General features: G+C 69.2%; 13 protein-coding genes. 1 reads left to right on the top strand and 12 read right to left on the bottom strand.

Annotated features, from left to right (window positions below; genetic code table 11):
- The 10 genes from BJ968_RS23575 to BJ968_RS23620 all read right to left on the bottom strand — a co-directional run bounded on the left by BJ968_RS23575 (nucleotide 1) and on the right by BJ968_RS23620 (nucleotide 14,616).
- A complete protein-coding gene (locus BJ968_RS23575) occupies nucleotides 1–2,094 on the bottom strand; it encodes a hydantoinase/oxoprolinase family protein (protein WP_179757382.1) in 2,094 nt (697 codons plus the stop codon).
- 61 nt (nucleotides 2,095–2,155) lie between these two features.
- Nucleotides 2,156–3,043, bottom strand: a complete 888-nt coding sequence (locus BJ968_RS23580) for a fumarylacetoacetate hydrolase family protein (RefSeq protein WP_179757384.1) — start codon at nucleotides 3,041–3,043, stop codon at nucleotides 2,156–2,158.
- 14 nt (nucleotides 3,044–3,057) lie between these two features.
- The gene (locus BJ968_RS23585) at nucleotides 3,058–4,338 is read right to left on the bottom strand and encodes an aminotransferase class III-fold pyridoxal phosphate-dependent enzyme (protein WP_179757387.1); all 1,281 of its coding nucleotides are present in this window, start codon (nucleotides 4,336–4,338) and stop codon (nucleotides 3,058–3,060) included.
- 17 nt (nucleotides 4,339–4,355) lie between these two features.
- A complete protein-coding gene (locus BJ968_RS23590) occupies nucleotides 4,356–5,303 on the bottom strand; it encodes a C-terminal binding protein (protein ID WP_179757389.1) in 948 nt (315 codons plus the stop codon).
- A gap of 196 nt (nucleotides 5,304–5,499) precedes the next feature.
- On the bottom strand, nucleotides 5,500–7,272 hold the full coding sequence (locus BJ968_RS27135; RefSeq protein ID WP_218886606.1) for an AAA-type ATPase lid domain-containing protein: 1,773 nt from the start codon (nucleotides 7,270–7,272) through the stop codon (nucleotides 5,500–5,502).
- Between the two features lie 814 nt (nucleotides 7,273–8,086).
- Nucleotides 8,087–8,632 carry a TetR family transcriptional regulator gene (locus tag BJ968_RS23600; protein WP_179757393.1) on the bottom strand — a complete coding sequence of 182 codons (546 nt, stop codon included), beginning with the start codon at nucleotides 8,630–8,632 and terminating at the stop codon, nucleotides 8,087–8,089.
- Nucleotides 8,633–8,904: 272 nt separating this feature from the next.
- Nucleotides 8,905–11,235, bottom strand: a complete 2,331-nt coding sequence (gene yicI, locus BJ968_RS23605; RefSeq protein WP_179757395.1) for an alpha-xylosidase — start codon at nucleotides 11,233–11,235, stop codon at nucleotides 8,905–8,907.
- Between the two features lie 7 nt (nucleotides 11,236–11,242).
- Nucleotides 11,243–12,145: a carbohydrate ABC transporter permease gene (locus BJ968_RS23610; RefSeq protein ID WP_179757397.1), complete on the bottom strand. Its 903-nt coding sequence runs from the start codon at nucleotides 12,143–12,145 to the stop codon at nucleotides 11,243–11,245.
- On the bottom strand, nucleotides 12,142–13,095 hold the full coding sequence (locus BJ968_RS23615; RefSeq protein WP_179757399.1) for a carbohydrate ABC transporter permease: 954 nt from the start codon (nucleotides 13,093–13,095) through the stop codon (nucleotides 12,142–12,144). The genes BJ968_RS23610 and BJ968_RS23615 overlap by 4 nt, the downstream gene beginning before the upstream one ends.
- Before the next feature lie 126 nt (nucleotides 13,096–13,221).
- The gene (locus BJ968_RS23620) at nucleotides 13,222–14,616 is read right to left on the bottom strand and encodes an ABC transporter substrate-binding protein (protein WP_179757401.1); all 1,395 of its coding nucleotides are present in this window, start codon (nucleotides 14,614–14,616) and stop codon (nucleotides 13,222–13,224) included.
- A 172-nt stretch (nucleotides 14,617–14,788) separates the two neighbouring features.
- Between BJ968_RS23620 and BJ968_RS23625 the strand changes: the two genes are divergently transcribed.
- Nucleotides 14,789–16,660 carry a glycoside hydrolase family 43 protein gene (locus BJ968_RS23625; RefSeq protein WP_179757403.1) on the top strand — a complete coding sequence of 624 codons (1,872 nt, stop codon included), beginning with the start codon at nucleotides 14,789–14,791 and terminating at the stop codon, nucleotides 16,658–16,660.
- On the opposite strand, the gene BJ968_RS23630 is transcribed toward BJ968_RS23625, so the two are convergent.
- Nucleotides 16,594–17,742: a substrate-binding domain-containing protein gene (locus BJ968_RS23630; RefSeq protein ID WP_218886608.1), complete on the bottom strand. Its 1,149-nt coding sequence runs from the start codon at nucleotides 17,740–17,742 to the stop codon at nucleotides 16,594–16,596. The two genes, BJ968_RS23625 and BJ968_RS23630, sit on opposite strands and share 67 nt — an antisense overlap.
- Nucleotides 17,743–17,948: 206 nt before the next feature.
- Nucleotides 17,949–19,427, bottom strand: coding sequence for a glyceraldehyde-3-phosphate dehydrogenase (locus BJ968_RS23635; protein WP_179757446.1), 1,479 nt, complete (start codon nucleotides 19,425–19,427; stop codon nucleotides 17,949–17,951).
- Between the last annotated feature and the right edge of the window lie 53 nt (nucleotides 19,428–19,480).

A 19,480-nucleotide genomic window follows, 5' to 3' on the forward strand; every position in this document is an offset into this window, starting at 1 on the left:
TCACGCCTCCTTGCGGGTCAGGTAGATGTTGGAACGGTCATCCAAGGTGGCGTCCCACTCGGGGGGCACGACGATGGTCGTGGTCGGCAGGTCGATGACCGCCGGCCCCACGATCTTGTCCGCCGGACCGAGGGTCACGCCGCGAAAACGCGTCGTGTCGTAGGTGGCGCCGCCAAAGACCATCGGGTCGGTGCGGTGCGACTGCGGGGCGCCGCTCGTGGCGACCGTGTCCTTGAGCTGCTCCGGGCGGGGTACCTCGACCCGCACGCCCCAAGTGATGACCTCAACGCGGCTGCGGGCGTCGTGCGTGCCGTTGCGGCGGTCGTGCTCGGCGTGGAAAGCCTGCTCGATCACCGTCGCGGTGTCGGGGCCCTCGGGAGCCGACACCAGGTGCACTCGCAGGTCCCAAGCCTGTCCAGGGTAGCGGGCGTCGACGAAGTAGGTGAACTCCGGCTTCTCCCCCACGCCGTCGAAGCGGGCGGCGAACACGGCGGCTTTGGCCTTGAGGTCTTCGACGGCCCGCGTCGCGGAGGCGGCGTCGAAGGCGTGGGTGTCGTTGTGCAGGGGCGAGAGGAACTCGGTGGCGATGGGCGCCCGGTGCGCGCCGTAGGCCGCCAGGACACCGGCGGTGGCGGGAATCAACACCGTATCGGCCTCCAGCAGGATGCCGATGGCCGCGGCGACCATCGCGCCCGCTCCTCCGCCGGCGACGATGAGTGCTCCGCGCGGATCCACGCCCTGCTCCAGGGACGCCTGCCGGATGGCCGTGGCCATGTGGTTGGCCGAGACGTCGAGGATGGCCTGGGCGGCTTGAGTGGTGTCCATGCCGAGCGGGCCGGCGATGCGCGAGTCGATCGCCTTGACGGCGGCGTGGCGGTCGAGGGTGAAGCCCCCTTCGAAGCCGCTGGCGTCGAGGTAGCCGAGCGCCACACACGCGTCGGTGACGGTCGGCTCCTCGCCACCGCGGCCGTAGGCGGCCGGGCCGGGCGTGCTGCGCGCGCTCTGCGGGCCGACGCGCAGCAGACCGCCGCCGTCGATCCAAGCGATGCTGCCACCGCCGGCGCCGATGCTGGAGACGGCGACGGACGACAACCCGGTGAGGTGACCGACGAACGGCTCACCCAGCCAGGCCTCGCGCGTGTGACGGACGACGCCCTTCTCTACCAAGGAGACGTCGAAGGTGGTCCCGCCCATGTCGCACACGACGACGATCTCGCGGTCGGGCGCGGCGGCGGCACCGACCAAGGGGGCCATCGACGGACCGGAGTTGAGCAGCAGTACCGGTCGATCGAGAACATCGGCCACGTCGAGGACGGCGCCTTCGGAGGTCACCACCAGCAGGTCACCGGAGAACCCGTACTGCACCAGGTCCGAGCGCAGGTTGCCCAGGTGGTCGGCCATGAGGGGCTTGAGCGAGGCGTCGATCGCCGCGGCCGAGGACCGGCGGTACTCACGGATGGTGGGGTTGGCCTCGTGGGACAGCGTGTACGGAACTCCGGGCAGGATGTCCTCGATGAGCTGACCCAGTCGCTTCTCGTGGGTGTCGTTGACGATCGACCACAAGAAGGAGACCGCCACGGCCTCGATGTTCTCGTCGGCCAGCTGCTGCAGCACCTCGCGGACCTGCTGCTCGTCCAGGGGAACCAGGACGTCGCCTTCGGAGGAGATCCGCTCGCGAACCTCGTAGGTGAGCCGACGGGGGATGTAGGGCCCGGGGTAGGCGGCCTTGGAGTCGAACGCGTCGCGCCGGCCTCCTTCGCGCAGCAGCAGAGTGTCGGCGAAGCCGTCGGTGGTCAGCAGCGCGGTACGAGCGACCCTGCCGGTGAGGACGGCGTTGGTGGCGTGGGTGGTGCCGTACACGATGACGTCGGCGTTGCGCAGCACCTCCTCCCCGTCCCAGCCGACGGACTCGGCCGCACGGTGGACCGAGGCTTCGAAGCCGGTGAAGACGCGGTCGTAGGTCGTCAGCGCCTTGCCGACCGCCATGTCGCCGGTGTCGGACCCGACCACCACGTCGGTGAAGGTGCCGCCGGTGTCGACGGCGATGCGGTACCTGGCACCGTCGCCCTTGTTCTCGGTGTGAACGTCGTTCATCTTTCTTCCATGTCTGTCGAGCCGGACGGGGAGACCCCGCGAACGGGGCGGTGCGGGAGCGTCAGTACGCGCCTACGCGGTTGCTGAGCAGGCCGATCCGCTCGACATCGACGTCGATGACGTCGCCGGGGCGCAGCCACAGCGGTGGGGTGCGCTTGGCACCGATGCCCTGGGGGGTACCGGTGGCGATGACATCGCCCGGCTCGAGGGTCAGGAAGCTGGACAGGTAGGACACGATGCGGGCGATGGGGAAGATCTGGTACTTCGTGTTCGAGCGCTGCACTTCCGTGCCGTTGACACGGGTCACCAGATCCAGGTCCTGAATGTCGCCAGCTTCGTCAAGGGTGACCAGGGCGGGCCCCCAGGGCGTGGACCGGTCGACGGACTTGCCGGCCAGCCACTGGGTGCCGCGGTACTGCAGGTCCCGGGCTGAGATGTCGTTCAGCGGTGCCAGCCCGGCGATGTACGCAAGGGCCTCGGCTTCAGGGACCCGCCGCGCGGTGCGTCCGATCACGACGGCGACCTCACCTTCGAAGTCGAGGTTGGAACTGACGTCCGCGCCTTCGATCTCGTCCGCCGGGCCGATCATGGAGGTGGCGAACTTGGCGAAGACGTCGGGGTACTCCGGCAGCGCCCGTCCGGTCTCGGCGACGTGGTCCTTGTAGTTGAGCCCGACGCACAGCACCTTGGCAGGGTCGGGGACCGGGGAGGTCAGCTGGATGTTGCGCAGGTCACCGACCCAGGTGTGCGGGTTGTCCTGCACCAGCTGAGCGAACTGGTCAGACAGCTTCTCCAGGTCCTCCCCGTGGGTGGTCAGGAAGTCACGGACCGAGGGGGAGGTGACGATCCGGCCGGAAGCCAGCAGGAGGCGTTGCAGGTCGTAGACGGCGCCCTCGGACAGGATGCCGCCGCGAACGCCATGCTCGTGCACGTAGGAGACGATCCTCATGGTGGTTTCCTTCCTCAGGCGCTGGTCGGGGCGTCGGCGACGGCGAGCACGGCATCGGCCAGGCGGTCGGCGATGTCGTCGACGACGGCGCCGTCCATGGGGGTGGACAACGAGAGCAGGTTGGCCGGGGAGCCGAGCAGCCCACGCTGGTAGGAGGCCCACCACAGACGGTGCTGGGTGGCCTCATCGACCTTCTGAGCTCCTGCGGGGACCGCGCGCAGTAGCGATCCGCGGCCGCGCACTTCCCATCCGGCCTGGCTGACTTGGGCGTTGACCTTCTCGCGTGCGTTGTCGCCGAGCCGGTTGAGCCGGTCGACCTCGGGTTCGGGGTAGAGGCGAAGGGCTGCGGCGCCGGCTGCCATGCTCACCGGGTTGCCGGAGAAGGTGCCACCGTGCGGCAGGCTGCCTGCTCGCGTCGGGTCGACCTCGGCCATCAACTCGGCGAGCCCGACGACTGCCCCAACAGCGAAGCCGCCGCCGATGGTCTTGCCGGTGGTCAGCAGGTCCGGCGCCACACCGTACTGCCCGCTCAGGCCCTGCAGCCCCAGGCGCAGGCTGATCACCTCATCGATGATCAGGACGATGCCGTGCCGGGTGGCCAGGTCCCGGGCGGTAGTGACGAAGTCATCGGAGATGCGCAACAGCCCGGCGCGGTTGGGCAGCAGATCGAGGATGATCGCCGCGTACTCCGTGGGTGCCGTCTCGATCGCGCGCCGCAGCCGGTCGACGTCGTTGAGGGGGATGGCGGTGACGTCGTCGATGACCCCGCGCGTCACGCCCCGGGTGTAGCTGGGGCCGCCGGGGACCAAGGCGAGGTCGGAGGTTCCGTGGTAGCCACCCTGTGTGACGATGACACGCTCACGCCCCGTGCTGGCTCGGGCGATCCGGACGGCGGACATGACCGCTTCGGTGCCGGAGTTGGTGAAGCGCACCTGGTCCAGCTGGGGCAGACGCGACAGGAGCAGCTCGGCCAATTCCCACTCGTGGAGGTTGGGGATGCCCCAACTCGCGCCGGAGGTCAGGGCTTTGGTGGCCGCCTCGGTGATCTCGGGGTGGGCGTTACCGTGGATCAAGGAGGTGAAGTTGTTGTTCGCGTCGATGAGCTCCCGACCACGGTCGTCCCAGACGCGGTAGCCCTCTCCGCGGACGGCGTAGGGGCTGGGAGCTCCGATGTAGTAGGTCGAGCGCCCATAGCCTCCGGGAAGCAGTGGGAAGCCGCGCGGGCCGCGACGCAGGTGCGGGTCCTCGGTGAGCAAATCGTCGGTGGCGGGGGGAGCCTGGGTGTTGGCGGACACGTCGCTTCTCCAGTTCGTCAGTTCACGCGGTCGGTCAGGGGCTGCCCGGTCAGCGCCAGCCGGGCTCGCTGCACCGCACCGTCCTGTAAGGCACCGGTCGAGCGGTTCGACCGCCAGGCGATGTGCGGGGTGAGGATCGTGTTGGGGGCCGACCGCAGCGGGTGCTCGGCGGCGACTGGCTCCTGGGAGAAGGTGTCGATGCCTGCGCCGGCGAGATGACCTGAGATCAGGGCCGCGGCCAGGGCGTCCTCGTCGATGAGGCCTCCGCGTGAGACGTTGACCACGACAGCCCCCCGGCGCATCCGGGCCAGCACGTCTTCGGAGACCAGGTGCCAGGTGTCGTCGTTGAGCGGCAGGTGCAAGGAGACGACGTCGGACTCCTGCAGGACGGTGTCGAGGGTGGCCAGCTCCACCGGACCGTCGGTGGCGTAGGGGTCGTACCCCTTGACGTGAGCTCCCACGGCCGTCCACATGCGGGCGACGTGCTGACCGATGCGGCCAAGGCCCACGACGCCCACCTGCAACTGGGAGAGCACTGGAGTGTCGTAGCCGATGATGCCGGCCCAACCCAGCGAGCGGATGGAAGCATCGCCGGTGGGTAGCCGCCGGGCCAAGGCCAGACCCATCGCGAAGGCGTGCGAGGCCACCTCCTCGGAAGCGGTCCCGGGAACGATCGCTACCGGGATGCCTGCTGCGGTGGCTGCGTCGACGTCGATGTTGTCGTAGCCCATGCCGTAGCGGATCACCGCCCGGCACTTGCCCATGAAGGGGAACTCCTCGGCGGTCAAGCGGGCGTACGGTGTGACCATCACAACTTCAGCGTCGGGCAATGCGGTGCGGAAGGCGTCGGCGTCGGGTGCTGCCACCAGCTCCCGGTCGACCTCCTTCGCCAGCGCGTGTTCACGGTCGAGGTCTGGGAAGTGGTGCGGTGCCACCAAGATGGTTCCCTGCGCGTCGCCGCTCATGTCGTGCCGTCCTGTTCGTGTCGTGGTCTCGTCATCGTGAGCATGTGGTCGGTCCCTTCGGGGACCTGCTCGAGGACTGGAACCAGTCAACCGTCTTGGCGGCAGCGGTATCCGTGCCAGATCGGAACACCCCGGCGGGGCCGGGCAGGCAGGGCGGAGTGGCTGGGCCCGCACGTCCAGCCCGGTGACGGATGGATCAGATGTCGAAGCCCCTGCTGCGGAAGTAGTCCATCCGCCGGTACAACGTGGACCGTCCGATCTCCAGGATCTCCGCCGCCAACCGCCGGTTACCGCCTGCTTCGCGCAGGGCACTGCGGATCTCCACGAGCTCGGCGTCCTCCAGGCGGGACAGCCGCCCTCCGGTCAGGACCCGGTGGAATCCCTCGGGCAGGTCAGTTTCGGTGATCTCGATACCGCGGCAGTGAGCGGCAGCGTCGACCACGACTTGGCGCAACTGAGTGACGTTGCGTGGCCAATCGGAGTCGGTCAGGGTCGAGAGGACCTTGCGGGACAGTCGCCGGTCCCCGACTTCGTCTGCGATGGCATTGGCCAACAGCGGAATGTCCTCACGCCGGCGGCGCAACGGCGCGATGGGGATCTCCAGGGGTCCCGTGACGTCGGACAGGACTCGCGTGGCGTCGCTGGGGCTCCCCGCCGTCATGACGATGGTCCAGTCGCCACCACTCCTCAGCTGGGCGGCGATGTCACAGGCCCGTGTCGTGGACAGTTCGTCAGCGTGCGTCAGCATCAGGACACCGGAAGCCTCACGATGGGCGGCGCGAGCGGCCTCGAAGCGCCGACAGACGTCGCCGTGGCGCGCATCCAGGTGCAGCTCACCTCCTCGAGCTCGCGCAATCACCTCGGCCAGGTGTGACTTGCCACTGCCGGGTTCACCGAGGATCAGCACTGAGCGGCGCTGCTCGATCGCCGTGTTCGTCAAGGCGATGAGACGTTGGAAGGACATGCTCTGACCGTGCAGTCGTTCTCGCAACGATGCTTCGTGCGCAGGAGGCTCAGCCGGGCAGGCACGCTGGCCTGCGCCCACGCTCGTGCCAAGTCGGATGACGGCGACGGCGCCGTAGCTGGAAGCCGACAGGTCCACCGGTGCGACGTCGATAGTCGCAGGACCCGATCCTGACAACACCACCTGAGCGCTGAGGCCGTGTCCCGTCGACATGACTCCTTTGGTGTAGCCGGCGATCACGGACAGGTCAGCACCCTCCAATGAGGCGCTGGCGTTGGCGTTCATGATCGAGTGCTTGCCATCGGTTGCGATCACCGCCGCCGCACCGCGACGTCGCGACGTAGTGAGGTACTCACGCATCAACGTGCGCTCGCGTGCCGACATGAGCGTCTCGATCTCATGCTCGATGCGCGAGGTGACGTTCTCCAGCATGAGGAGGGTGGCGGACGGCTCGAGCTGCCCGACACGGGCCGCCGGCAACGTCAGGCCGATGACACCGCGCACCCGGTTATGGAAGGGGTCTCGGATGAGGGAGGCGAAGCACCAGTTACCGCGCATGTCGTCGCGGAAGTGCTCCTCGGGGGAGAGCCACACGGCTCGTCCCTCCTCGAGGGCCACCCCCTCGCCATTGCTACCGCAGCTGGCCTCCAGCAACGAGTAGCCCGGCGGGAAGTCGGAGTCGTCGCGCAGGAAGGGAGCCTTGACGAGGGCACCGTTGGGCGAGGTCAGGCTGACGTAGCCGCCGATGTCACTGGCCATCTCGTCCAGCTTGCGCAGGTGTGGCGCGGCGACAGAGGTGGTCCGCTCGTCGACTCGTCCCTCTTCGATGTAACCGCGGTCGGTTTGACCGTCGACGCCCGCAGCGCGGCTGCGTCGCCAGGACCGGGCGACCACAGGACGAAGGCTGGACAAGTCGTCGGTGACACGATTCAGGAACCGGTCACGAATCTCATCCGTGTAGCGAAGCGCGGAGGGGGCACTCATCGGGCGCGTTGCGACTGACACCATGGTGACTTCCTCGTCGTCGAGCGGTACGAGGCATGAACCTAACATCCGTTAGGTGGGTCTTGTCTACTCCCTACGCCCAAAAGGTGTTAGATCACTTGGTCGTTTCCACGACGTTTCGCGCATGTGACACCGAACGGTGGGCTGACCGGCGGCTCGCATCCGCGCACCTGCCCTCGGCGACCAAGGGCGGGCGCTTCCGGACAGGCGTCATGCACCCCGCAAGCCGTGACCGCGCCCGAGCGGCAGCAGTGCGAGCCGCGGCCGCCTGGACCAGCCGCATCCGCTCTTGCCCCGATCCGTCGGACAGCTGCTAAACGGGTGCTCGAGGTGTCTGACAGGTGCCCGGCTGATGCCGCACGAGCGTCGGACACGACCATCTAGCTGGCCGACCGGGCCGATCCCGACAGCCCGGTCCTCCAGCAGCCCCGTCTTCGAGGCCTCGGCCGCCGACCCCTGGTGAGACCCGCAGCGACGGCACCCGGCGCGACGGACCTCGAAAGCACCCACCAGCCCGCTGAGGACGGACCCGGACCGTCCAGACCGCGCTTGGCGCGGAGGCGCGGAGGCGCGGAGGCGCGGAGGCGCGGAGGCGCGGAGGCGCGGAGGCGCGGAGGCAGCATGATCGGGATCGGCCGCCGCGCAGTGTGCATCGGCATCCATGTTGATCAGCTCGCAGCGGAGCCCCGGCTGGTGGCGCAGAGGTCACGCAGCCACCGCTCCCCTGCCGCGCCGTGGCTGATACCTGGGAGGTCGCCGTCGCTTCGCCCCAGGGCTAGTCATCCTGGGCTGGAAGCCGCGGTCACTCAGGTCCTCAAACGCTGCTCGTGTCGCACACCCTCGCACCCGCCGCTAGCGTCGCGACGGCAGCGTCCACTGCCTGAACCACGTCGAAGTCCCCGTCGGCGAGCCAGTGCAGTAACAGGCCTTCGCAGGTGGCGACGACCTGTAGCCCCAGCACCTCAGCCTCGGTCTGGTTCAGTCTCAAAGTCGGGTCTGCTAGAGCCCACTGCCGCGCCGAGCTGCGCAGGGTGCGCCGCCAATGCTGGAACCACCGGTGCGCCGGGTGGTCGGCAGAGCAAGCTTCAGCTTCGAGCATCAGCACAAGACGCGCCGAAGAAGGGTCAGCACACGCTCGGCGAGCCAGTTCGCTCATCGACGCACGCAGCCCTGTCGAGCCGGCGTCCACAGCAGGCAGGAGGCTCGAGCTGGCATGATCCAGCACCGCCATCATCAGCATGTCTTTGGACGGGAAGTGGTGTGTAACCCCGGTCGAGCTGAGATCGGCGGCCCTGGCTACTGCCGTCAGCGACGTCCCCCAGTACCCGTGAGCGGCGAACATCTCCTTGGCGATCAGCACGATCCTCAGTTGCCTCAGTGGCGTCTTCGCGTACGCACCCCGGCGATGCATCGACGTCCGCTCCCTTCGTAGGGCCGAGGCACCCTCAACTGGCCGCGCTGACCACCTACCTGCATACCCGTTGCCGAATGCGATGGTGACATGGTGGGCCACGTACCGCCCACGCCTTCGCAGCGCTTTGGTGCTTTTCCCAAGACGCCCCTCGCCATCCCCACGATCACAGGCCGGCGACCCAACCCGGACGAAGTCCGTGCCCGGCCGCCGGGACTGCGTCACAAGTTGACGGGTAGATCCATGATGACTCGTGGCGACGGCCCCAGGAGGGGTTCCCCGTCACCGGTACTCGCCGTCAGCTGGTCCCCGTCTCGCTGGACTCGGATGGTCAGGCTGTCACCGGCCCCCGCGGTGGGGATGTGCAGCACCGTCTCCGATGCTTCGGGCAGGTCGTAGCAGTGCAGCACCAGGCCGTCGGTGTAGTCGTAGTCGGGCCGGTCGAACCGGGCCCCGACGGGCAGCACCGTGCCGGGCCGCACCAGCAGGGGCAGGGAGTCGAACCCGTGCCGTTCGGTGCGCCAGCCCGGTCCTTCGACGACCTCGCCGGTCAGCAGGTGCTGCCAGCGCCCAGCCGGGACGTAGTACTCGACCGTGCCGTCGGCGGTGAAGACGGGCGCGACCAGCAGGGAGGGCCCCAGCATGTACTGGGTGTCCAGGTGGGCCACGGCCCGGTCGTGCGGGAACTCCAGGAACATCGGCCGCAGGACCGGTGCGCCGGTCTCGTGGGCCTCGCGGGCCAGCTGCGCCAGGTACGGCATCAACCGCATCTTCAGCCGGGTGAAGCGGCGGGCGACGTCCACGGCCTCCTCGTCGAAGGCCCACGGCACCCGGTAGGAGCTGGACCCGTGCAAGCGGCTGTGGCTGGACAGCAACCCGAAGGCCAGCCACCGCTTGAAGACCGCCGGGTCGGGGTTGCCCTCGAAACCGCCGATGTCGTGGCTCCAGAAGGCGAACCCGCTGGCGGCCAGGGACAGCCCGCCGCGCAGGGTCTCGGCCATCGCCTCGAAGGTGGAGTAGCAGTCCCCACCCCAGTGCACGGGGAACTGCTGGCCGCCGGCGGTGGCGCTGCGGGCGAAGACGACGGCCTCGCCCTCGCCGCGGTGGGTGCGCAGGGCCTCGAAGACGCAGGCGTTGTACTGCTGGGCGTAGTGGTTGTGCATCCGCTGGGGATCGGAGCCGTCGAACCAGACGACGTCGTCGACGGGGATGCGCTCACCGAAGTCGGTCTTGAAAGCGTCCACACCCATCGCCTGCAGGCGTTGCAGGTGCCCGGCGAACCAGGCGCGGGCGGCGGGGTTGGTGAAGTCGACGATGCCCATGCCGGCCTGCCACAGGTCGGTCTGCCACACGCTGCCGTCGCGGCGGCGCAGCAGGTACCCCTGGGCGGCCGCCTCGGCGAAGGCCGCGGACTGCTGGGCGATGTAGGGGTTGATCCACACGCAGACCTTCAGGTCGCGCTCGTGCAGCCGGGCCAGCATGCCCTGGGGGTCGGGGAAGGTGCGGGGGTCCCACTCGAAGTCGGTCCAGTGGAACTCGCGCATCCAGAAGCAGTCGAAGTGGAACACGCTCAGCGGCAGGTCGCGTTCGGCCATGCCCTCGATGAAGGAGGTGACGGTGGCTTCGTCGTAGTCGGTGGTGAAGGAGGTGGACAGCCACAGGCCGAAGGACCACTCCGGGATGCGCGGGGGCCGCCCGGTCAGACCGGTGTAGCGGCGCAGCACCTCCAGCGGAGTCGGGCCGGCGATGACGTGGTAGGTCAGCTCGTGACCCTCGACGCTGAACTGGGTGCGGGAGACGACCTCGGAGGCCACCTCGAAGGACACCGCGCCGGGGTCATCGACGAAGACGCCGTAACCGCGGTCGGACAGGTAGAAGGGCACGTTCTTGTATGCCTGCTCGCTGGAGGTGCCGCCGTCGGCGTTCCAGATGTCGACGCTTTGGCCGTTGCGCACGACCGGGCCGAAACGCTCCCCCAGCCCGTGGACGGTCTCCCCCACCGACAGCGCCAGCTGCTCGTGGACGAAGTGGCGGCCGGCCTGATCCCGGACGATGCCCACACTCTTGGGCAGGCTGCGCGTCAAGATCCCTCGTGCATCGCGGTACTGCACCGACCACGGCGCCCCGCGCTCGACCCAGACTTCCAGGTCCCCGGTGCGCAGCCAGCCGCCGTCATCGTCGACGCCGGCCTGCACCGAAGGCATCACCGCAGGCGTGGACGTGTTGCGCGCCGATGCGGCGGCTGAGCTGGCCGCTGAGGTCGCGTCGGTCGAGGCAGCTGCGGGGTGCAGGTCAAATCGGGGGCCGGGCCGTGCCGAGCCGGCGTGGTGCACGATGCGGGTGCGGATGACGCCTTCAGCAGGGCTGTCGAAGACCACGGTGAGCAGGGCCCGGTTGAGGGTATCGCCGCGATGGTCGATGACCTTGGTGGGGGCATGCACCACCAGCTGGTCGCCGTGCTCGCCAGCTTCGACGCGCAGGTCGTAGGCCTGGGCGGCGTACTGCACGTCGAGACCGGTGCGGGTCAGCCAGTAGCCGTCGGTGAACTTCACAGCAGGGTCAGCCTTTCAGTCCGCCGGCGAGCAGGTCGGTGCGCCAGTACCGCTGGAGGACGAGGATGAGGGCGATGAGCGGGATGACCGAGACGGCCGAGCCGGTGACGATGAGGGGGTACAGGTCGGTGTCGCCGGCGCCCTTGGACAAGAAGGAGTACAGGCCCAGGGTCAGGGGGTACTGGTCCTGGTCCGAGAGCATGATGAAGGGCAGCAGGAAGTTGTTCCAGATGCCGACGAACTGCAGCAGGAAGACGGTCACCAGGCCCTGCACCATCATCGGCAGCGCGATGGAGGTGAAGATCCGCGTCTCCCCCGCCCCGTCGATGCGCGCGGCTTCCAGCGTCTCGTCGGGCAGGGAGGCGGCGCAGAAGACCCGGGCGAGGAAGATGCCGAAGGGGTTGATGATCACCGGTAGCAGGACCGACCAGTAGGTGCCGGCCAGCCCGGCGGCGGCCATCAGCAGGTACTGCGGGACGGCCACGACGATGCCGGGCACCAGCACCCCGGCCAGGACGACGGCGAAGAGGGCCTCACGGCCGCGGAAGCGGAACTTGGCCAGTCCGTAGCCGGCCATGGCCGAGACCAGGGTGGACAGCAGCGCCCCGAGGCCGGCGTACAGCAGGCTGTTGGCCGCCCACCGCCAGAACTGACCGCCGGCGTAGCTGCTCAGCGCGGCGAGGTTGTCCAGCAGGGAGGTGCCGGGGGCGAAGGAGAAGGTGGTGAACAGCTCCCGGGGTGCCTTGGAGGAGGCGATGACGACCCAGGCGACCGGGATCAGGCAGTACAGCGCGCCCAGCAGCAGCACCGCGGTCGCCGGTCCGCCGCCTTTGCGGCGAACACCCCGGGGTCGGGCAGGGCGGGTCGGGCGGCTTGCGCCGGTGCGGGAAGAGATGGTCTGGGTGCTCATCGCTCGCCTCCGAAGGTGGTGCGCTGGAAGAAGCGCAGGACGACGGTGGACAGCAGCAGGGTGCCCACGGCCAGGACCACCGAGGCCGCGGCCGCGCCACCGAGGTTGTCGTTGTCGAAGGCCTCTTGGTAGATCTTCATCAGCGGCACCCACGTGGAGGAGATCGTGGAGGTGAAGGGCCGCAGGGTGGCCGGTTCGCTGTAGAGCTGGAAGGTCCCGATGACGGAGAACAGCCCGGTCAGCACCAGGGCCGGGGCGACCAGGGGCACCTTGATGCGCAGGGCGATCTGGCGTTCGGTGGCGCCGTCGATGCGGGCGGCTTCGTAGATCTCGGTGGGGATGGAGCGCAGGGAGGTGTAGATGACGATCATGTTGAAGCCCACCCCGGACCACAGGGCGATGTTGGCCATGGAGAAGTAGAGGAAGGGGGTGGACAGGAAGTCCAGCGGGCTGGCGCCGAGCCGGGTGGCGATGTAGTTGATGGGGCTGGTGCTGGGCAGGTACATGAACCCCCACAGCAAGGTGGCGATGACGCCGGGCACCGCGTAGGGCATGAAGATGGCGGTGCGGGAGAAGCTGCGAGCGCGCACCGCGGGAGTGTCCAGCAGCAGGGCGAAGAGCAGGGCGAAGCCCAGCACCAGCGGGATCGAGATGCACCCGTAGATCAGGACCCGGCCCAGGCCGGCGAGGAACTCGGGGTCACTCAGGGCGCTGGTGTAGTTCTCCAGCCCGACGAACCCCTCCACCCGGCGCCCGAAGGCACCGCCGCCGCTGACGCGGTAGCCGCGGAAGCTCAGCCACAGCGCGTACGCGATGGGCAGCAGCAGGAACAGCGTGAAGAAGACCGCGGCCGGTGCGACGAACGCCCACGGCGCGACCGCGCGCGGTAGCGAGCCTCGGCGCGATCGCCGCGAGCCCGTTGCGGGGGCGGGGTGCTGCAGGACGGTCATGGGCCATCTTCTCTCATGGGCAGGACGCGGCCGGTACGGGAGGGCGTGGGGCGAGGACGGGGCTGAGCGACCACGGCGGCACGCCGGGGCGTCAACGGTGGGACGTCAACGGTACGGACGGCACGGTCAGGAGACGGTGAAGCCGGACTTCTTCAGGTCGGCGATGATCGCGGCCTGGGTGCTGGCGTACACGTCGCGGAACGAGCCGCCGCCCAGCGCGGCCTCGTTGAGGGCGTCGCCGAAGGTGGAGCTGGCGACGTTGACGTTGGGGCCCCAGGTTTGGGTGATGGTGGTGTCGTCGATGACCTGGTCGGCGATCTGGTAGAAGTCCGTCTGCTGCGGCATCAGGCGCGGCGGGGCGGACTTCAAGGTGGCTTCGCGTCCGCCGTTGCCGCCGGGGTAGATGTCGAGGGTGAGCAGCAGCTTCGAGCCCTCGTCGGAGGCTCCCAGCCAGGCGGCGAACTTCGCCGCCGCGTCGGCGTGCTTGGACTTCGCCGGCACCAGGTAGGTCGAGCCGCCGAGGAAGGGAACCGCCGAGTCACCCGGGGTCCACTGCGGCAGCGGTGCGGACTCCCACTTGCCGGCGGTGTCGGGGGCCACGGAGTACAAGACGCTGGGGGCCCAGGCCGCGGCGGCCCAGCTGAGGATCTTCCCGGCGTTGACCTGGGCGTTCCACTCCGGGGTCAGCAGCGGCTGGACGGTCACCAGGTCCCGGCGGACCAGGTCCTGCCAGAAGTCGGCGGTGGCCAGTGAGGCGTCATCGGTGAGGCTGACCGTCCAGGTCTCACCGTCGTTGGACCACCACTTCGCCCCGGCCTGGGCGGCGTGGGCGGCGAAGAACTCGAACTGGGTGGCGGCGAAGCTGGCGATGTAGACGCTGGGGTCGGCGGTGTGGATGGCCTCAGCGGCGGCGGCGTACTCGGCCCACGTGGTGGGGACCTTCACGCCGTACTGGTCGAAGAGGTCCTTGCGGTAGGTGAACATCATCGGGCCGATGTCCTGCGGCACGCCGTAGACGGTGTCGTCGAGGGTGCACAGGGACCAGATGTTGTCCTGGGCCCCGGCCTTGGAGGAGGACACCTGCTTGGTCAGGTCGGCCACGACTCCGGCCACGACGAGGGAGGGCAGGGCGCGGTACTCGATCTGCACGACGTCGGGGGCGGTGTCGGCGCGGTCGGCGGCCAACAGCTTCGAGGCGGTCTCCGGGGTGCCGCCGACCTCGGACAGCTTGACGGTGACGTCGGGGTTGAGCTCGTGGTAGCGCTCGATGATGGCCTGGGCGGCCGGGTCACCGCCCTTGAGGGAGTAGGTCCAGAACTGCAGGGTGACCGGGCCGCTGTCACCGCCGGAACCGCCGGCGGCGGAGTCGTCGCCGGAGCTGCATGCGGTGGCGGTCAAGCCGGCCGTGGCTGCGGCGCCGGCCAGGAAGGTGCGCCGGGAGGTCGCTGAGCGCCTGTTGGTGAAGCTGCCGGTCGCGGAGCTGGTCGTGCGGTGGGGGCTGGGCTGGGGCTGGTGGGTCATCACATCTCCCTCGACGTGCCGGCGGTGGCGCCGACGCCACCGGACGCACGCTTCCCGCGTGCTGAGGGAGGACGCTACTGTTCACGTGAACATCGGTCAAGGACGCCGGTCCTGCCGACTCCCACCTGCCCTCCTCACGACAAGGCAACCCGTGACCTCTTGCGCCGTCCCGATGGATCCCCCGACCGCCCAGTCCACCGCCACGCTCGGCCCCGAGCTCACCACCGGCCTCACTGCCGGCCCCACCACCGAGCCCATCGCCGATGCCGCCACCAGGTCGCTGCCTCAGCCTCCGGCACCGGTGAATCCCGTGCTGGCCGGCTCCCACCCGGACCCCTCGATCTGCCGGGTCGGGGCGGACTACTACCTGGTCACCTCCTCCTTCGCCTACTTCCCCGCCGTTCCGGTGCACCACTCCCGGGACTTGCTCACCTGGGAGCTGATCGGGCACGTCGTCACCGACCCCGCACATCTGCGCTGCGGCGACCTGGACTTCACCGACACCGACTGCTCCGACGGGGTGTGGGCTCCGACCATCCGCCACCACGAGGGCACCTTCTACGTCGTCCTCGCCCTGGCCCGCGAGCGCCGGGGAGCGGCGACGCTGCTGTTCACCGCGACCGACCCACGGGGTCCCTGGTCGGCGCCGGTGCAGCTGGAGGCCGACGGGATCGATCCGTCGTTGTTCTTCGACGACGACGGCACCTGCTGGTTCGCGGCCGCGCGCGATGCCACCGTGGCCACGGCGACGGGGCCGGCGGAGATCTACGTGCGCCGCCTGGACCTGCGCTCGCTGTCGCTGGTGGGGCCGGAGACGGTCATCTGGCACGGGGCGATGACCGGAGCCTGGGCGGAGGCGCCGCATCTGGTCAAGCGCGACGGCGCCTACCACCTCCTGGCCGCCGAAGGCGGCACCGAGCGCCGTCACAGCGTGACTGCCGCCCGGGCGCAGGCGGTCACGGGGCCGTGGCGCACCGACCCGCGCAGTCCCCTGCTGACTCACCGCCACCTGTCCGGCGACCATCCGGTGCAGAACGTGGGACACGCTGACCTGGTCGACGACGAGGACGGCCGCACCTGGGCCGTGGTCCTGGGCGTGCGGCCGGTGGGCGGGGTCCACACCCTGGGCCGGGAGGTGTTCCTCGTGCCGGTGGACTGGAGCCCGGACGGGCCGGTCTTCGCCCCGGGGACCGGCATGGTCACCGCACCTGCGACGCCCGCCGTGCTGCCCGTCGGCGACTGCCCGGCACCGGTTGCCACCAGCGGCTGGATCACCATTGACCTGCACGGACCGCAGGTCTCCTCCTTGCGGGGTCCACTGGCTGTGCGCCATCTGGACAATGGCGCAGTGACGTTGCCCATCACAGCCAGAGACTTGTCAGCGGCCACCGGCACGCCCACCTTCCTCAGCTGGCCGCAACCGGACGTGAGGTTCCGCGCCGAAGTGTGGTGCCAGCCACCGGCTCCAGGAACGCAGGCGGGCTTGGCGCTGTTCGTCACTCCGCACGTGTGGGCCGCCGGTCTTATCGCCTCCTTGCCGGACGGCTCCCTGGAGATGCGGATCATCACGCCCGGGGGCCAAAGCCACGGCTTCAGCCGACGTCTGGTGCATCTGAGTGGCGACCAGGACGTTGTGATCGCCGTGGACGGAGACGAGCAGGATTATCGCTTCTCCTGGTCCGTGGCAGGAGCCGGCAGGGCAGTCGAGGATGGTCCCGCCGACATCACGGCCGACGTCACGGCCGACGTCACGGCCGACGTCACGGCCGACGTAGCACTGGTTGAGGGTGAGGACGCGGCCAGCGGTGAGCACGAAGGGTGGCTGCCGGTCGGGTCCATCCCCAGGACCGCGCTGGGCAACCACATAGCTGGTGACTTCCTCGGTGTCCACCTAGGTCCTTGCGCGATCCGCTCCGCTGGCGAGAACGACTTGATTCAGGAAGGGACTTGGCAGTCCTTCGTGGTGACGTGCTTCCGTTACCGCTCAACGACCGGCTTGGAGCCCTCGCTAAACACTTTTTGGCCTGCCGGGACTGCGCTCTGAGGTGCTCGGGGTAAAACGGTAGGGGCGGGACGGGCAACGCTGTCCCGCGCGATCAATTCGGCTGGGATAAGCCGGTGCACCGGCTGGGCACCTCCTAGCATCTCCAGCAGCATCTCGATGACGGTGGTTCCCAGCTGGGTGAAGTTCTGGCGGACCGTTGTGAGCGAGGGCGTCAGGTGCGTCATCCCCGGTGAGTCGTCAAATCCCACCAATGAGACGTCGTGGGGCACCTGAAGGCCAGCTTCGGTCAGTGCCTTGAGGCAACCCAGCGCCATCATGTCGTTGCCCGCGAACACCGCGGTGGGCATCGCAGCGATGCTGCGGCCCGCCGTGGTGTGCAAGCGGCCGGCGCGCATAAGGTTGGGTTTTGAGTCGGCGTCTTCGGTAGCGCGGGACCGAAGCAGCTCGACCGTGAGCTCGTAACCGCTGTCGGGGGTGAACCCGCCTTCGAGCACCACCGCCTCACCCAGGCCGGCTGCGGCCATCTCCTCCCGGAAGCCGAGCACGCGAGCCCTGGCGTCGTAGACATGCAATGGGCCGCTGAGGTGGACGATGCGCTGATGTCCCATCTCCAACAGGTGACGGGTCACCGCGCGGGCTCCTGAGACCTGATCGATTTCGACCGAGGCCAACCGCTCGTTGCTCACCGCGCCGGACATCACGACGGCGACCGGGACACGGCTGTTGACGCTGCGCAGCGCTTCGGCCGCCATCGGCCGGTCAGCGACGAAGGCGATGCCGTCAACCGCTTGGTCGATCAGCCGGTTGACCGTCTCCGTGAGGTCCTCGGCAGACCCGCCGTGCCAAGCGGCGAGGTTGACCCAATAGCCAGCGTCACGAGCGGCGGTCTCGATGCCCAGGAGCACTTTGGACAGCTCAAACAGCTCTTCACCGGCTAGGACGACCCCCAGCGTTCCTGAGACGTCTCCGCGTAGGGCGCGAGCGATGCTGTTGCGGCGGTATCCCAGCTCCTCAACAGCGGCCATGACCCGCTGCCGGGTCGCCTCCTTGACCATGGGGTGTCCGTTGAGCACCCGAGAAACCGTCATGTGGGACACGCCAGCCAAGCGCGCGACGTCCACCAAGCCTGGCGCTTTGCCCATCCGGCCCTCCGTCTAATCGGCAGCAGCGGACATGCTGCCAGAGCACAGAGGCTACAGACGATCGACGGTGTCGGTTTGAGGCGCGCTTCACGGCTGTACACCCCGCGAAAGGGAGGGTCAACGCCGTGGACAGAGCTTGGATGTGGCAGGAGAGGAGGGGCCTAAGGAGGGTGGTGCTGTGTAGGTCATCTTGCGCCAACGGCTGCTTGCAAGATGTTGCCGGAGCGGGCCGCGGCGGGGAACACGGGCCGGTCCAGGCCCTGGAACGTCTGCGCCACCCGCAGCACCTGCTCGCAGTACCCGCGCTCGTTGTCGTACCAGACGTACAGGACCACCGTGTCGCCCGCGGCGATCGTCGCCAGCGCGTCCACCACCCCGGTCTTGCGGGTGCCGATGAAGTCGGTGGAGACGACCTCGGGGGAATCGGTGTAGTCGATCTGGTCCTGCAGCGGGGAGTCCAGCGACACCTGCCGCAGGTACTCGTTGATCCCGGCCTTGTCGACCGGGTGCTCCAGGGTCAGGTGCAGCACCGCGAGGGAGACGTCGGGGGTGGGCACGCGGATCGAGTTCCCGGTGAGCCTGCCCTCCAGCTCCGGCAGCGCCTTGGCCACCGCCTTCGCCGCGCCCGTCTCGGTGAGGACCATGTTCAGCACGGCCGAGCGTCCCCGGCGGTCGCCCTTGTGGAAGTTGTCGATGAGGTTCTGGTCGTTGGTGAAGGAGTGCACCGTCTCGACGTGCCCGCGCACGATCCCGAACCTCTCGTGCACGGCCTTCAGGACGGGCGCGATGGCGTTCGTCGTGCACGAGGCCGCCGAGGCGACGCGGTCGGCCGCGGTGAGGGTCCCGTGGTTCAGGCCGTGGACGACGTTCTTCACCGCCCCCTTCCCCGGGGCCGTCAGCAGCACCCGCCCGACCCCGGTGCTGTCCAGGTGCCGGGCCAGGCCGGCCTCGTCGCGCCACCGGCCGGTGTTGTCGATGACCAGGGCGTCGGTCAGGCCGTGCGCGGCGTAGTCCACCGTGCCGGGGTCGTCGGAGTAGATCACCTGGATCGTGGTGCCGTTGGCGTGGATCCGGTCGTTCTCCTCGTCGACGGTGATCGTGCCGGCGAACGCGCCGTGCACCGAGTCGCGCCGCAGCAGGCTCGCGCGCTTGACCAGGTCGTTGGGCCCGCCGCGACGCACCACGACGGCCCGCAGCCGCAGACCCCACGGGTCGTCGCCGTCCTCGACCAGGATGCGGGCCAGCAGCCGGCCGATCCGGCCGAAGCCGTACAGGACGACGTCGCGCCGGGCCTGCAGCCGGTCCCGGCCGGCCGGGGCGTGCTGCAGCGGCGCGAGGAGCTCGCGCACGGCGGCCTCCCCGGTGGTGCCCCCGGCGTTGAGCCGGGCCAGGTCCACGACGGCCGGGGACAGCGGCAGGCGGCACAGCACCTGCAGCAGGTCCAGGCTGACCTCCAGCGACAGCTCCTCGTCGTCGACGCGGCGCGCGAAGCGGTGCGCCTTGACGAGGCCGACGACGGACTTGCCCACGAGGCTGCGGCCGTGGACGGTCACCGTCACGCCGTGGTCGCGGTGCAGCCGCCCGATCAACGGCACCATCGCCTCGGCCAGGCCGAGCTTGAGGGACCACCCCAGGTCGTCGGCATCGCTGCGGTACCCGATCATGGTCGGTACGGGTCTGGACATCAATGCCTCCTGGGTGTCAGTACGTGCGGGAT

The organism is Kineococcus aurantiacus (genome assembly GCF_013409345.1).
GTDB lineage: Bacteria > Actinomycetota > Actinomycetes > Actinomycetales > Kineococcaceae > Kineococcus > Kineococcus aurantiacus.